Raw genomic sequence first — 14,158 nt, 5'->3', positions numbered from 1 at the left:
CGACCGGGGAAGGGGAGAGATTAATGCGCGCGGCCTTGCTCAACGCCAAAGCCAGTCTGGGAGCGGATAAACTGCGCACGGAACAGTTCACGCTCGCGCGCACCTTCCGCTGAATTATCCGTTGCTGAGAAGAACCAGATACCGAGGAATGCCACGCTGATAGAGAACAGCGCCGGGTATTCATACGGGAAGATGGCTTTTTCGTGACCGAGGATCTGTACCCAAATAGTCGGGCCGAGGATCATCAGCACCACCGCAGTAATCAGTCCTAACCAGCCGCCCAGCATTGCGCCACGGGTAGTCAGTTTCGACCAGTACATGGAAAGCAGAATGATCGGGAAGTTACAGCTCGCCGCGATGGCAAACGCCAGCCCCACCATAAAGGCGATGTTCTGATTCTCAAACAGCACGCCGAGGATAATGGCAATCACACCGAGGATCAGTACGGTGATTTTCGATACCCGCAGCTCTTCACGTTCGGTCGCACCTTTTTTGAAGACGTTAGCGTACAGGTCGTGAGACACCGCCGATGCGCCCGCCAGCGTCAGACCCGCAACCACCGCAAGAATGGTGGCGAAAGCAACCGCTGAAATAAAGCCGAGGAACAGGTTGCCGCCCACCGCATTGGCCAGGTGAACTGCTGCCATGTTGTTACCACCAATCAGATGGCCCGCCGCGTCTTTATATTCCGGATTCGCACCGACCAGCATGATCGCGCCAAAGCCGATAATAAAGGTCAGGATGTAGAAGTAGCCCATAAATCCGGTGGCGTAGAACACGCTCTTACGTGCTTCGCGGGCATCGCTGACCGTAAAGAAGCGCATCAGAATATGCGGCAAGCCCGCCGTACCAAACATCAGTCCTAGCCCCAAAGAGAGCGCGGAGATAGGATCTTTCACCAGCCCGCCCGGCTTCATGATGTCGACACCTTTCGGGTGTACCGCCATCGCTTCGCTGAACAGATTGTTGAAGCTAAAGCCGACGTGTTTCATCACCATAAAGGCCATAAAGCTGGCACCGAACAGCAACAGCACGGCTTTAATAATTTGTACCCAGGTGGTCGCCAGCATGCCGCCGAACAGGACGTACATCATCATCAGCACGCCGACCAGCACTACCGCAATGTGATAGTTAAGGCCAAACAGCAGCTCGATCAGTTTACCTGCGCCCACCATCTGGGCGATAAGGTAAAGCGCCACCACCACCAGAGAACCACAGGCCGAAAGAATACGAATCGGCCCTTGTTTCAGACGGTAAGAGGCCACATCGGCAAAGGTGTAGCGACCGAGGTTACGCAGACGTTCGGCAATCAGGAACAGAATGATCGGCCAGCCCACCAGGAAGCCCAGCGAATAAATTAAGCCGTCATAGCCGGAGGTAAACACCAGCGCGGAGATCCCCAAGAATGAGGCGGCGGACATATAGTCCCCGGCAATCGCCAGCCCGTTCTGAAAACCGGTGATATTGCCGCCTGCGGTGTAGTAGTCATTACGCGAACGTACGCGTTTTGACGCCCAGTAGGTAATGCCGAGCGTAAACACAACGAAAATCAGGAACATAATAATAGCCTGCCAGTTCGTTGGCTGACGCTCTACGGCCCCGCTAATAGCATCCGCGGCGTTAGCTGCGAAAGGGAGTGTGGCGGCAAGCGCCGTCAGAACTCTTTTCATGATGCTTGTACCTCATGCAGGACTTCGTTATTAAGACGGTCGAATTCGCCGTTCGCCCGCCAGATGTAGATACCAGTGAGGACAAAGGAGATCACAATTACCCCGACACCGACTGGAATACCGCGTGTGACGCTGGTGTTCGGATTCAGCGGGGTGCCCAGCCAGCCGGGCGCGAAGGCGATCAGTAAAATAAAGCCGATATAAACTGCCAGCATAATAATCGACAGGATGGTGGCAAACCGTTGCCGTTTTTCGACTAACTCCCTGAAATGCGCATTGTCTTCTATCCGCTGATAAATCGTACCATTCATCACAGATTCTCCAGAGGTAATGTAGGGATTGTTTTAATTCCCGCTCCCTTATGGGAGAAGGTTAACGCTTGGGTAACCCTTGCCGAATGTAGGCCGGATAAGGCATTCACGCCGCATCCGGCAATCAATGCCTGATGCGACGCTGTCGCGTCTTATTAGGCCTACAGCCGTTGCCGAATGTAGGCCGGATAAGGCGTTATACGCCGCATCCGGCAATCAATGCCTGATGCGACGCTGTCGCGTCTTATCAGGCCTACAGCCGTTGCCGAATGTAGGCCGGATAAGGCGTTCACGCCGCATCCGGCAACCAGCGCCTGATGCGCCGCTGTCGCGTCTTATCAGGCCTACAAACCGTTACCGACTCGCATCCGGCAATTGTGGGTTACGATGGCATCGCGATGGCCTGCTTCTCTTCAAGCAGCTTCTCGACTACGCCAGGATCGGCAAGCGTCGAGGTATCGCCCAGGTTGCTGGTATCGCCCGCCGCAATTTTGCGCAGAATACGGCGCATAATTTTGCCGGAGCGGGTTTTAGGCAGGGAGTCGGTCCAGTGCAGCACGTCTGGCGTCGCCAGCGGGCCAATCTCTTTACGCACCCAGTTGCGGACTTCTGCGTACAGTTCTGGTGACGGTTCCTCCCCGTGATTAAGCGTGACGTAGGCGTAGATCGCCTGACCTTTAATATTGTGCGGAATACCGACCACAGCGGCTTCGGCAATTTTCGGATGCGCCACCAGCGCCGACTCAATCTCTGCCGTCCCCAGGCGGTGACCGGAGACGTTCAGCACGTCGTCCACGCGCCCGGTGATCCAGTAATAGCCATCTTCATCGCGACGCGCGCCGTCGCCGCTGAAATACATATTTTTGAAGGTGGAGAAATAGGTCTGCTCAAAACGTTCGTGATCGCCAAACAGCGTACGCGCCTGACCCGGCCAGGAGTCAGTAATCACCAGGCTGCCTTCGGTGGCCCCTTCCAGCGGGTGACCTTCGTTATCGACCAGCGCCGGTTGCACGCCGAAGAACGGACGTGTTGCCGAACCGGCTTTTAGCTCGGTAGCGCCAGGCAGCGGGGTGATCATGAAACCGCCAGTTTCTGTCTGCCACCAGGTGTCGACCACCGGGCATTTCTCGTTGCCGATTTTTTTCCAGTACCACTCCCACGCTTCCGGGTTAATTGGCTCGCCCACGGAACCGAGAATGCGCAGCGACGAACGGTCGGTGCCTTCGATCGCTTTATCGCCTTCCGCCATCAGCGCGCGAATCGCCGTGGGCGCGGTATAGAGAATATTGACCTGATGCTTGTCCACCACCTGCGCCATACGGGCAGGCGTCGGCCAGTTCGGTACGCCTTCAAACATCAGCGTGGTCGCGCCGCAGGCCAGCGGGCCATACAGCAAATAACTGTGTCCGGTAACCCAGCCCACATCGGCGGTGCACCAGTAGATGTCGCCCGGATGATAATCAAAGACATATTTAAAGGTCAGCGCCGCGTACACCAGATAACCGCCGGTAGTGTGCAGCACGCCTTTTGGCTTACCGGTAGAACCGGAGGTATAGAGAATAAACAGCGGATCTTCGGCGTTCATCTCTTCCGCCTGGTGCTGAGCGCTGGCTTGCTCAACCAGGTCGTGCCACCACAGGTCGCGCCCTTCCTGCCAGTCAATTTTTCCGCCAGTACGCTTCAGTACCACCACATGCTCTACGCTGGTGACGTTCGGGTTTTTCAGCGCGTCATCAACGTTTTTCTTCAGCGGAATACTACGTCCGGCACGCACACCTTCGTCGGAAGTGATCACCAGTCGTGAACTGGAGTCGATAATGCGTCCGGCAACGGCTTCCGGCGAGAAGCCGCCGAAAATCACCGAATGTACCGCGCCAATGCGGGCACAGGCCAGCATCGCGACCGCGGCTTCCGGTACCATCGGCATATAAATCGCAACTACGTCACCTTTTTTAATGCCCAGTTCGAGCAGGGTATTGGCGAAGCGGCAGACGTCGCGGTGCAGCTCTTTATAGCTAATATGTTTGCTCTGGCTGGCGTCGTCGCCTTCCCAGATGATGGCGGTACGATCGCCGTTTTCTTGCAGATGGCGGTCAAGGCAGTTTGCCGCCAGATTCAGCGTGCCGTCCTCGTACCATTTAATGGACACATTACCGGGGGCAAAGGAGGTGTTTTTCACCTTCTGGTACGGTGTGATCCAGTCGAGAATTTTTCCCTGTTCGCCCCAGAAGGTATCTGGTGCGTTAATAGATTGTTGATACATCGCCTCGTACTGCTGAGGGTTTATCAGGCAACGGTCTGCGATGTTGGCAGGAATGGTGTGTTTGTGAATTTGACTCATGCTTTTGTTCTCCTTGTAAGATGTTAATAATATGTGGCATAAGCGTTAAATGTAGGGGTATTGGCAGTTTTGTTTAGTATTTGGGCGACAGATCACGCAAAAGTAGAATTGTGCAAATAAACGGCAGGGTAATTTTTGAAGGTCAGCAACAAAAGTTGATTAATTCTTTGAGGAACATGCAGTTATGCATGCTGTTGAAAAAGAGGAAGATACTGACTAACTCTAAAGTGGTATTTTACATGCACTTACAATTGATTAAAGACAACATTCATAGTGTGGTTATTTGTTACACATAGGGACGAGCAATGTCATGACAGTGTAGGTGCGGTTACTGTCGTGAAAAACAATAAAAACCGCCATTGCAACAATGGCGCAATTCGGATGAAGCCCTATGACAAGGATAAAAATAAACGCACGCCGTATCTTCAGCTTATTGATTCCTTTTTTCTTTTTCACTTCTGTTCACGCTGAACAAACGGCTGCTCCCGCAACACCTGTAACTGTGGAAGCGAAGAATGAAACCTTTGCCCCGCAGCATCCCGATCAATATCTCTCCTGGAAAGCTACCTCGGAACAGTCAGAGCGTGTTGACGCCCTGGCGGAAGATCCACGGCTGGTGATCCTGTGGGCAGGGTATCCCTTCTCGCGCGATTACAACAAGCCGCGTGGACATGCCTTTGCTGTGACCGATGTGCGTGAAACCCTGCGTACCGGTGCGCCGAAAAACGCTGAAGATGGTCCGCTACCGATGGCGTGCTGGAGTTGTAAAAGCCCGGATGTGGCGCGTCTGATCCAGAAAGACGGCGAAGATGGCTACTTCCACGGAAAATGGGCGCGCGGCGGCCCGGAAATCGTCAACAACTTAGGTTGTGCCGATTGCCATAACACCGCCTCACCAGAGTTCGCCAAAGGCAAACCGGAGTTAACCCTTTCCCGTCCGTATGCGGCTCGCGCGATGGAAGCCATTGGTAAACCTTTCGAGAAAGCCGGACGTTTCGACCAGCAATCGATGGTTTGCGGTCAGTGCCATGTGGAGTATTACTTCGACGGCAAAAACAAAGCGGTTAAATTCCCGTGGGATGACGGCATGAAAGTCGAAAATATGGAGCAGTATTACGACAAAATTGCCTTCTCTGACTGGACTAACTCCCTGTCGAAAACGCCAATGCTGAAAGCGCAGCACCCGGAATATGAAACCTGGACAGCGGGCATTCACGGCAAAAACAACGTGACCTGTATCGATTGCCATATGCCAAAAGTGCAGAACGCCGAAGGCAAACTCTACACCGACCATAAAATTGGTAATCCGTTTGATAACTTCGCCCAGACTTGTGCGAACTGCCATACCCAGGACAAAGCTGCCTTGCAAAAAGTGGTCGCGGAACGTAAGCAGTCGATTAACGACCTGAAAATCAAGGTTGAAGATCAACTGGTTCACGCTCACTTCGAAGCGAAAGCGGCGCTGGATGCAGGCGCAACGGAAGCCGAAATGAAGCCGATTCAGGACGATATCCGTCATGCCCAGTGGCGTTGGGATTTGGCGATCGCTTCCCACGGCATTCATATGCACGCACCGGAAGAAGGTCTGAGGATGCTCGGTACGGCGATGGATAAAGCGGCGGATGCACGCACCAAACTGGCGCGCCTGCTGGCGACCAAAGGCATAACCCATGAAATCCAGATCCCGGATATCTCGACCAAAGAGAAAGCCCAGCAGGCCATTGGCCTGAACATGGAGCAAATCAAGGCCGAGAAGCAGGACTTCATCAAAACGGTGATCCCGCAGTGGGAAGAGCAGGCACGTAAAAACGGTCTGTTAAGCCAATAACCCCGTTCCGCCTCGCAAGGGGCGGAAAACACAATGGAGTGAATATGAGCGTATTACGTTCGTTATTAACTGCCGGGGTGCTGGCGTCGGGCCTGTTGTGGAGCCTGAACGGAATTACCGCTACCCCTGCGGCGCAGGCATCTGATGATCGCTACGAAGTTACCCAGCAGCGTAACCCGGATGCCGCCTGTCTGGACTGTCATAAGCCAGATACCGAAGGTATGCATGGCAAACATGCTTCTGTTATCAACCCGAATAACAAACTGCCGGTCACCTGCACCAACTGCCACGGTCAGCCATCACCGCAACACCGCGAAGGGGTGAAGGATGTGATGCGCTTTAACGAGCCGATGTACAAGGTTGGAGAGCAGAACAGCGTCTGTATGTCCTGCCATCTGCCGGAACAGTTGCAAAAAGCGTTCTGGCCGCACGATGTCCACGTAACCAAAGTGGCGTGCGCCAGCTGCCATTCCCTGCATCCACAGCAAGATACGATGCAGACGTTAAGTGACAAAGGACGGATTAAGATTTGCGTCGATTGCCACAGCGATCAGCGCACCAATCCGAACTTTAACCCGGCGTCTGTTCCGTTGCTTAAGGAGCAGCCATGACCTGGTCTCGTCGCCAGTTTCTCACCGGCGTCGGCGTGCTGGCAGCCGTCAGCGGCACCGCAGGACGCGTGGTGGCGAAAACGTTGAATATCAATGGGGTGCGTTACGGCATGGTGCATGACGAGTCGTTATGCATCGGCTGTACCGCCTGTATGGATGCTTGTCGGGAAGTGAACAAGGTGCCGGAAGGCGTCTCGCGCCTGACGATTATTCGTAGCGAGCCGCAGGGCGAATTTCCTGATGTGAAATATCGCTTCTTCCGTAAGTCTTGCCAGCACTGCGATCATGCGCCGTGCGTTGACGTTTGCCCGACCGGTGCGTCTTTTCGCGACGCTGCCAGTGGGATTGTCGATGTTAATCCGGATCTCTGCGTCGGTTGTCAGTACTGCATCGCCGCCTGTCCGTACCGCGTGCGCTTTATCCATCCGGTCACGAAGACGGCGGACAAATGCGATTTCTGCCGTAAGACCCATTTGCAGGCCGGTAAGCTGCCCGCGTGCGTTGAGGCTTGCCCGACGAAGGCGCTGACGTTTGGCAATCTGGACGATCCCAGCAGTGAGATTTCGCAACTGCTGCGCCAGAAGCCCACTTACCGCTACAAGCTGGCGCTGGGAACCAAACCGAAGCTGTACCGCGTACCGTTTAAATACGGGGAGGTGAGCCAATGACGCAGACTTCCGCATTTCATTTTGAATCGCTGGTGTGGGACTGGCCGATTGCCATCTACCTGTTTTTGATTGGTATTTCTGCCGGTCTGGTGACGCTGGCCGTGCTGTTACGTCGTGTCTACCCGCAGGCGGGCGGTGCAGACAGTACGTTGTTGCGCACCACGCTGATTGTCGGGCCTGGCGCGGTGATCCTCGGTCTGTTGATCCTCGTCTTCCACCTGACAAGACCGTGGACCTTCTGGAAGCTGATGTTCCACTACAGTTTTACCTCGGTGATGTCGATGGGGGTGATGCTGTTTCAGCTTTACATGGTGGTGCTGGTGCTGTGGCTGGCGAAAATCTTTGAACATGATTTGCTTGCCCTGCAACAACGCTGGTTGCCGAAGCTGGGGATCGTGCAAAAGGTTCTGAGCCTGCTGACGCCCGTTCATCGCGGACTGGAAACATTGATGCTGGTGCTGGCGGTGTTGTTGGGGGCTTATACCGGCTTTCTGCTGTCGGCGCTGAAATCGTATCCGTTCCTCAATAACCCGATCCTGCCGGTGCTGTTCCTCTTCTCCGGCATCTCGTCTGGTGCGGCGGTGGCGCTGATCGCCATGGCGATACGCCAACGCAGTAACCCGCATTCCACGGAAGCGCACTTTGTACACCGTATGGAAATCCCCGTGGTATGGGGTGAAATCTTCCTGCTGGTGGCGTTTTTTGTCGGTCTGGCGCTGGGCGATGACGGTAAAGTGCGTGCGCTGGTGGCGGCATTGGGCGGCGGTTTCTGGACGTGGTGGTTCTGGCTTGGTGTCGCCGGGCTGGGGCTGATTGTGCCAATGTTGCTCAAACCGTGGGTCAATCGCAGTTCCGGCATTCCTGCCGTGCTGGCGGCATGTGGGGCCAGCCTGGTCGGCGTGTTGATGCTGCGCTTTTTCATTCTCTACGCCGGGCAGTTGACGGTGGCGTAAGCCAGAAAAGAGGTGGTTTCTGGACGTATTCCTTCCTGAAGTCGGTTTTCTGGCGTTGTTGTTAAGTCTCGGGGTCAACGTGTTGACCCCGTTGACGGCCTTCGCGGGAGTGCGGTTGCGCTGGCCTGCCATGATGCGACTCACTTGCATCGGCATTCTGGCGCAGTTCGCGCTCCTGCTGCTCGCCTTTGGCGTACTGACGTATTGTTTTCTCATCAGCGATTTCTCGGTCATTTATGTCGCCCAACATAGCTATAGCCTGCTGTCGTGGGAACTCAAACTGGCGGCGGTGTGGGGCGGTCATGAAGGTTCGCTGCTGCTTTGGGTGCTGCTGCTTTCCGCCTGGAGCGTGCTGTTTGCCTGGCATTATCGACAGCAAACCGATCCGCTATTTCCGCTCACGTTAACGGTTTTATCGCTGATACTTGCCGCACTGCTGCTGTTTGTTGTCGGATGGTCCGATCCTTTTGTGAGGATATTTCCGCCCGCAATAGAAGGGCGCGATCTCAACCCAATGCTGCAACATCCCGGTCTTATCTTTCATCCACCGCTGCTTTATCTCGGCTACGGCGGTTTGATGGTGGCGGCGAGCGTGGCGCTGGCGAGTTTACTGCGCGGCGAGTTTGATGGTACCTGCGCCCGAATTTGCTGGCGTTGGGCACTACCTGGCTGGAGCGCATTAACCGCAGGGATCATTCTCGGTTCCTGGTGGGCTTATTGCGAACTGGGCTGGGGCGGTTGGTGGTTTTGGGATCCGGTTGAAAACGCGTCGTTATTACCCTGGCTTTCATCTACTGCGTTGCTACACAGTTTGTCTTTGACACGCCAGCGGGGGATTTTCCGCCACTGGTCGCTGTTGCTGGCGATAGTAACTCTGATGCTGTCGCTGCTGGGCACCTTAATTGTCCGTTCTGGCATTCTGGTTTCGGTTCATGCGTTCGCGCTGGATAACGTCCGCGCCGTGCCGTTGTTCAGCCTGTTTGCACTGATTAGCCTTGCGTCTCTGGCTCTGTATGGCTGGCGAGCGCGGGACGGTGGCCCGGCGGTGCGTTTTTCGGGGTTATCGCGGGAAATGTTAATCCTCGCTACGCTGTTGCTGTTTTGCGCAGTGCTACTGATCGTGCTGGTGGGAACGCTTTATCCGATGATTTACGGCCTGCTGGGCTGGGGACGCCTCTCCGTTGGCGCGCCGTATTTTAACCGCGCGACGTTACCGTTTGCTCTGTTGATGCTGGTGGTGATTGTGCTGGCGACGTTTGTCTCTGGCAAACGTGCTCAGCTTCCGGCGCTGCTGGCGCATGCGGGCGTGCTGTTATTTGCCGCGGGGATTGTGGTTTCCAGCGTCAGCCGTCAGGAGATCAGCCTGAATTTACAGCCGGGTCAGCAGGTGACGCTGGCAGGATACACCTTCCGTTTTGAGCGCCTCGATCTGCAAGCCAAAGGCAATTACACCAGCGAAAAAGCGATAGTGGCACTGTTTGACCATCAGCAACGCATTGGTGAATTAACGCCGGAGCGGCGTTTTTACGAAGCACGTCGTCAGCAAATGATGGAACCGTCAATTCGCTGGAATGGCATCCATGACTGGTATGCGGTCATGGGCGAGAAAACCGGAGCGGATCGTTACGCTTTTCGTTTGTATGTACAAAGCGGTGTGCGCTGGATCTGGGGGGGAGGATTGTTGATGATTTCGGGCGCATTGTTAAGCGGATGGCGGGGAAGGAAGCGCGATGAATAAAGGGCTTCTCACGCTACTGCTGTTATTTACCTGTTTTGCGCGCGCTCAGGTTGTAGACACCTGGCAATTCGCCAATCCGCAACAACAGCAACAGGCGTTAAATATTGCCAGCCAGTTACGTTGTCCGCAGTGCCAGAATCAGAACTTACTGGAATCCAATGCGCCGGTGGCAGTCAGTATGCGCCATCAGGTTTACACCATGGTGGAAGAGGGGAAAAGTGAAGTCGAAATCATTGGCTGGATGACCGAACGCTACGGAGATTTTGTTCGCTATAACCCACCGTTAACGGGTCAGACGCTGGTGTTGTGGGCGCTGCCAGTAGTGTTGTTACTGCTGATGGCACTGATCCTCTGGCGAGTGAGGGCGAAGCGATGAAACAGCCCCAAATACCGGTGAAAATGCTGACAACACTCACGATTTTGATGGTATTTCTCTGTGTCGGCAGTTATCTGTTAAGTCCAAAATGGCAGGCGGTACGTGCGGAGTATCAGCGTCAGCGCGATCCGCTGCATCAGTTTGCCAGCCAGCAAACCCCGGAAGCGCAGCTTCAGGCATTGCAGGATAAAATCCGTGCTAATCCACAAAACAGCAAACAGTGGGCGTTACTGGGCGAGTATTATCTGTGGCAAAACGATTACAGCAATTCGCTGCTGGCGTACCGTCAGGCGTTGCAACTACGTGGTGAGAACGCTGAACTGTATGCGGCGCTGGCGACGGTGCTTTATTACCAGGCCAGCCAACATATGACCGTCCAGACTCGCGCAATGATCGACAAAGCCCTCGCGCTGGACTCTAACGAAATCACCGCTCTGATGCTGCTGGCTTCCGATGCGTTTATGCAGGCGAATTACGCGCAAGCCATCGAACTATGGCAAAAAGTGATGGATCTCAACTCACCCCGGATCAACCGGACACAGCTGGTCGAGTCGATTAATATGGCGAAATTGTTGCAGCGGAGATCAGATTAATCATCTGGTGATGAAGATTATGTTATTGAGCTGCATAAAAAATAATCGAATGAACATATAATCAAAAATAATCACCAATCAGTATTATTGCAGATTAAACAAATAAAAATCCTTCTATAACAAATGGTTATTCATTAATCCTGCCATAAACTCGCGTTATTATGCATTAATGCAGCGAAAAGCTCTGTTGTTAAAGGGTTGCGCAACATACCGCGCAAATGATACTGATCATAAGCGTTAAAAAAATCTACAAACCAACGCAACACAATTCATGCCCTGGCAGTATGTCACGTTCTCGCGTTTCTGAACGGGGAACGGCGCTCCATTGAGGAAGTTATTCTGATGAAAAATATAAAATTCAGCCTGGCCTGGCAGATTCTGTTTGCTATGGTGCTGGGCATTCTCCTGGGAAGCTACCTGCACTACCATAGCGACAGCCGCGACTGGCTGGTTGTCAATTTGCTCTCTCCGGCGGGTGATATCTTCATCCATCTGATCAAAATGATTGTTGTGCCGATTGTGATCTCCACACTGGTAGTGGGTATCGCGGGTGTTGGTGATGCCAAACAGCTCGGGCGTATTGGTGCGAAAACCATTATCTACTTCGAGGTGATCACCACCGTCGCCATCATTTTGGGGATCACTCTGGCGAACGTCTTCCAGCCCGGTGCCGGGGTGGATATGTCGCAGCTGGCGACCGTCGATATCTCGAAATATCAGAGCACTACGGAAGCGGTACAAAGCAGTTCCCACGGCATTATGGGCACGATTTTGTCGCTGGTGCCGACGAACATCGTGGCGTCGATGGCGAAAGGCGAAATGCTGCCGATCATCTTCTTCTCGGTGCTGTTTGGTCTGGGGCTTTCATCCCTGCCCGCGACGCATCGTGAACCGCTGGTGACCGTTTTCCGCTCCATCTCTGAAACCATGTTTAAAGTGACTCACATGGTGATGCGTTATGCGCCGGTGGGTGTGTTTGCGCTGATTGCGGTGACGGTGGCTAACTTTGGTTTCTCTTCTCTGTGGCCACTGGCGAAACTGGTGCTGCTGGTGCATTTTGCCATTCTGTTCTTCGCGCTGGTCGTACTGGGAATTGTGGCGCGCCTGTGCGGGTTAAGCGTCTGGATCCTGATTCGTATTCTGAAAGATGAGCTGATTCTGGCGTACTCCACTGCCAGCTCTGAAAGCGTGCTGCCGCGAATTATTGAGAAGATGGAAGCCTACGGAGCACCGGCGTCGATCACCAGTTTCGTGGTGCCGACCGGTTACTCTTTTAACCTTGATGGTTCGACGCTGTATCAAAGTATTGCCGCTATTTTCATCGCTCAGCTGTATGGCATTGACCTCTCCATCTGGCAGGAAATCATTCTGGTGCTGACGCTGATGGTGACCTCGAAAGGGATTGCTGGCGTGCCGGGCGTGTCGTTTGTGGTGTTGCTGGCAACGCTGGGCAGCGTAGGGATCCCGCTGGAAGGTCTGGCGTTTATTGCCGGTGTTGACCGTATCCTCGACATGGCGCGTACTGCGCTGAACGTGGTGGGTAATGCGCTGGCGGTGCTGGTGATTGCCAAATGGGAACACAAATTTGACCGTAAGAAAGCGCTGGCTTATGAGCGTGAAGTACTGGGCAAATTTGATAAAACTGCGGATCAGTAATTGAAGATTGCCGGGGGGATATCCACCCGGCAATGTGTGGATGCCTGACTGAGTAATAGCCTGATGTAGCGTGATTTTTGTAGGTCGGATAAGGCGTTTACGCCGCATCCGACATCAACGCCTGATGCGACGCTTGCCGCGTCTTATCAGGCCTACGCCAGACAGCGCAATAGCCTGATGTAGCGTGGTTTTTGTAGGTCGGATAAGGCGTTTACGCCGCATCCGACATCAACGCCTGATGCGACGCTTGCCGCGTCTTATCAGGCCTACGCCAGACAGCGTAATAGCCTGATGTAGCGTGATTTTGTAGGTCGGATAAGGCGTTTACGCCGCATCCGACATCAACGCCTGATGCGACGCTTGCCGCGTCTTATCAGGCCTACGTCAGACAGCGCAATAGCCTGATGTAGCGTGATTTTGTAGGTCGGATAAGGCGTTTACGCCGCATCCGACATCAATGTCTGATGCGATGCTGACGTGTCTTATCAGGCCTACGTCAGACAGCGCAATAGCCTGATGTAGCGTGGTTTTTGTAGGTCGGATAAGGCGTTTACGCCACATCCGACATCAACGCCTGATGCGACGCTTAACGCGTCTTATCAGGCCTACGTCAGACAGCGCAATAGCCTGATGTAGCGTGATTTTGTAGGTCGGATAAGGCGTTTACGCCGCATCCGACATCAACGCCTGATGCGACGTTTGCTGCGCCTACCTTAACCGTTGGTTAATTTTTCAAACTCTTCACACCCGGTATCAAACCCTTCCATACAGCTCAGGTTCAACCAGTGCAGCGCCTTTTGTTTGTTCTTCTCGATAAAACCCTCTTCACCGTTTAAGAACATCATTCCCGCCCAGTATTCGGAATAACCGGTTCGGGAAATCGCGGAGCTACGTTTGAAATACCAGGTTGCTTTGTCATCGTCGGCCTTAATGCCCACGCCGTTGGCGTAAATCAAACCAAGCAGCATTTGGGCATCGACGGCAGAGTCGTTCTCCAGATCTTCCGAGGCGTTTTCTAACAGCGAAATCGCCTTTGGATAATCCGGTTTACCCGCTTGCGTATTTACCAGAATATGCGCCAGCGTTACTTCACCTTCTTTACTGCCCGCTTGCGCTGCTTTCTCGGCAAGCACTTTTGCTTGTGGATAGTCCAGACTGACCGGATTGGTGATTTTGATCTGCGCCAACAGCGCGCAGGCATCGGCATCACCGCTGTCGGCGGCTTTCTGTGCCCAATATTCGGCTTTGCTCAAATCGCCGGAGCTAAACCAGCTGTCGGCAAGAAAATATTGTGCGCGTCGGTCTCCGGCCTCTGCTGCCTTTAAATACTGGCTGCCAGGCTCGGAGTCGTTCGCGTGGGCAAAGAATGTCAAAAACAACATCAAAGTGATAATTTTTTTCATTTTGATAATG

At 53.8% G+C, this 14,158-nt stretch carries 12 protein-coding genes; 8 read left to right on the top strand and 4 right to left on the bottom strand.

Annotated elements, in window-relative coordinates:
* Positions 1 to 20: 20 nt before the first annotated feature.
* The 3 genes from actP to acs all read right to left on the bottom strand — a co-directional run bounded on the left by actP (position 21) and on the right by acs (position 4,322).
* A complete protein-coding gene (gene actP, locus C4F37_RS10850; protein WP_000832548.1) occupies positions 21 to 1,670 on the bottom strand; it encodes a cation/acetate symporter ActP in 1,650 nt (549 codons plus the stop codon).
* Positions 1,667 to 1,981 (bottom strand): DUF485 domain-containing protein, encoded by a 315-nt coding sequence (locus C4F37_RS10845; RefSeq protein WP_001296646.1) that lies wholly within the window; start codon positions 1,979 to 1,981, stop codon positions 1,667 to 1,669. The genes actP and C4F37_RS10845 overlap by 4 nt, the downstream gene beginning before the upstream one ends.
* A 382-nt stretch (positions 1,982 to 2,363) precedes the next feature.
* Positions 2,364 to 4,322 (bottom strand): acetate--CoA ligase, encoded by a 1,959-nt coding sequence (gene acs / locus C4F37_RS10840; protein WP_000078222.1) that lies wholly within the window; start codon positions 4,320 to 4,322, stop codon positions 2,364 to 2,366.
* Between the two features lie 391 nt (positions 4,323 to 4,713).
* Here acs and nrfA point away from each other — a divergent pair, with 391 nt between their 5' ends.
* From nrfA to gltP, 8 genes are all read left to right on the top strand, one after another.
* Positions 4,714 to 6,150: an ammonia-forming nitrite reductase cytochrome c552 subunit gene (gene nrfA, locus C4F37_RS10825; protein WP_000196879.1), complete on the top strand. Its 1,437-nt coding sequence runs from the start codon at positions 4,714 to 4,716 to the stop codon at positions 6,148 to 6,150.
* A gap of 44 nt (positions 6,151 to 6,194) precedes the next feature.
* Positions 6,195 to 6,761, top strand: coding sequence for a cytochrome c nitrite reductase pentaheme subunit (gene nrfB / locus C4F37_RS10820; RefSeq protein WP_001295391.1), 567 nt, complete (start codon positions 6,195 to 6,197; stop codon positions 6,759 to 6,761).
* Complete coding sequence (nrfC, locus tag C4F37_RS10815) at positions 6,758 to 7,429, top strand: cytochrome c nitrite reductase Fe-S protein (RefSeq protein ID WP_000220273.1); 672 nt, start codon at positions 6,758 to 6,760, stop codon at positions 7,427 to 7,429. Before nrfB ends, nrfC begins: the two co-directional genes overlap by 4 nt.
* The gene (nrfD, locus tag C4F37_RS10810; RefSeq protein WP_000195192.1) at positions 7,426 to 8,382 is read left to right on the top strand and encodes a cytochrome c nitrite reductase subunit NrfD; all 957 of its coding nucleotides are present in this window, start codon (positions 7,426 to 7,428) and stop codon (positions 8,380 to 8,382) included. Before nrfC ends, nrfD begins: the two co-directional genes overlap by 4 nt.
* Positions 8,383 to 8,401: 19 nt before the next feature.
* Positions 8,402 to 10,120, top strand: a complete 1,719-nt coding sequence (locus tag C4F37_RS10805; RefSeq protein WP_071590032.1) for a heme lyase CcmF/NrfE family subunit — start codon at positions 8,402 to 8,404, stop codon at positions 10,118 to 10,120.
* Positions 10,113 to 10,496, top strand: a complete 384-nt coding sequence (gene nrfF / locus C4F37_RS10800; protein ID WP_001540440.1) for a heme lyase NrfEFG subunit NrfF — start codon at positions 10,113 to 10,115, stop codon at positions 10,494 to 10,496. The genes C4F37_RS10805 and nrfF overlap by 8 nt, the downstream gene beginning before the upstream one ends.
* A complete protein-coding gene (nrfG, locus tag C4F37_RS10795; protein ID WP_001540441.1) occupies positions 10,493 to 11,089 on the top strand; it encodes a heme lyase NrfEFG subunit NrfG in 597 nt (198 codons plus the stop codon). The genes nrfF and nrfG overlap by 4 nt, the downstream gene beginning before the upstream one ends.
* A gap of 342 nt (positions 11,090 to 11,431) precedes the next feature.
* On the top strand, positions 11,432 to 12,745 hold the full coding sequence (gltP, locus tag C4F37_RS10785) for a glutamate/aspartate:proton symporter GltP (protein WP_000789589.1): 1,314 nt from the start codon (positions 11,432 to 11,434) through the stop codon (positions 12,743 to 12,745).
* A 713-nt stretch (positions 12,746 to 13,458) separates the two neighbouring features.
* On the opposite strand, the gene yjcO is transcribed toward gltP, so the two are convergent.
* A complete protein-coding gene (yjcO, locus tag C4F37_RS10780; RefSeq protein ID WP_001296650.1) occupies positions 13,459 to 14,148 on the bottom strand; it encodes a Sel1 family TPR-like repeat protein YjcO in 690 nt (229 codons plus the stop codon).
* Positions 14,149 to 14,158: the final 10 nt, after the last annotated feature.

Origin of the sequence: Escherichia sp. R1, assembly GCF_003000935.1 — a bacterium.
Lineage (GTDB): Bacteria > Pseudomonadota > Gammaproteobacteria > Enterobacterales > Enterobacteriaceae > Escherichia > Escherichia coli.
Note: the sequence above shows the minus strand (reverse complement) of the source record. Positions and strands in the feature narration are given on the sequence as shown.

Coding starts and splice junctions, on each gene's coding strand:
- nrfB (WP_001295391.1), top strand. CDS start 6,195: ATGAGCGTATTACGTTCGTTATTAACTGCCGGGGTGCTGGCGTCGGGC.
- nrfD (WP_000195192.1), top strand. CDS start 7,426: ATGACGCAGACTTCCGCATTTCATTTTGAATCGCTGGTGTGGGACTGG.
- nrfA (WP_000196879.1), top strand. CDS start 4,714: ATGACAAGGATAAAAATAAACGCACGCCGTATCTTCAGCTTATTGATT.
- nrfG (WP_001540441.1), top strand. CDS start 10,493: ATGAAACAGCCCCAAATACCGGTGAAAATGCTGACAACACTCACGATT.
- yjcO (WP_001296650.1), bottom strand. CDS start 14,148: ATGAAAAAAATTATCACTTTGATGTTGTTTTTGACATTCTTTGCCCAC.
- acs (WP_000078222.1), bottom strand. CDS start 4,322: ATGAGTCAAATTCACAAACACACCATTCCTGCCAACATCGCAGACCGT.
- nrfF (WP_001540440.1), top strand. CDS start 10,113: ATGAATAAAGGGCTTCTCACGCTACTGCTGTTATTTACCTGTTTTGCG.
- actP (WP_000832548.1), bottom strand. CDS start 1,670: ATGAAAAGAGTTCTGACGGCGCTTGCCGCCACACTCCCTTTCGCAGCT.
- nrfC (WP_000220273.1), top strand. CDS start 6,758: ATGACCTGGTCTCGTCGCCAGTTTCTCACCGGCGTCGGCGTGCTGGCA.
- C4F37_RS10845 (WP_001296646.1), bottom strand. CDS start 1,981: ATGAATGGTACGATTTATCAGCGGATAGAAGACAATGCGCATTTCAGG.
- gltP (WP_000789589.1), top strand. CDS start 11,432: ATGAAAAATATAAAATTCAGCCTGGCCTGGCAGATTCTGTTTGCTATG.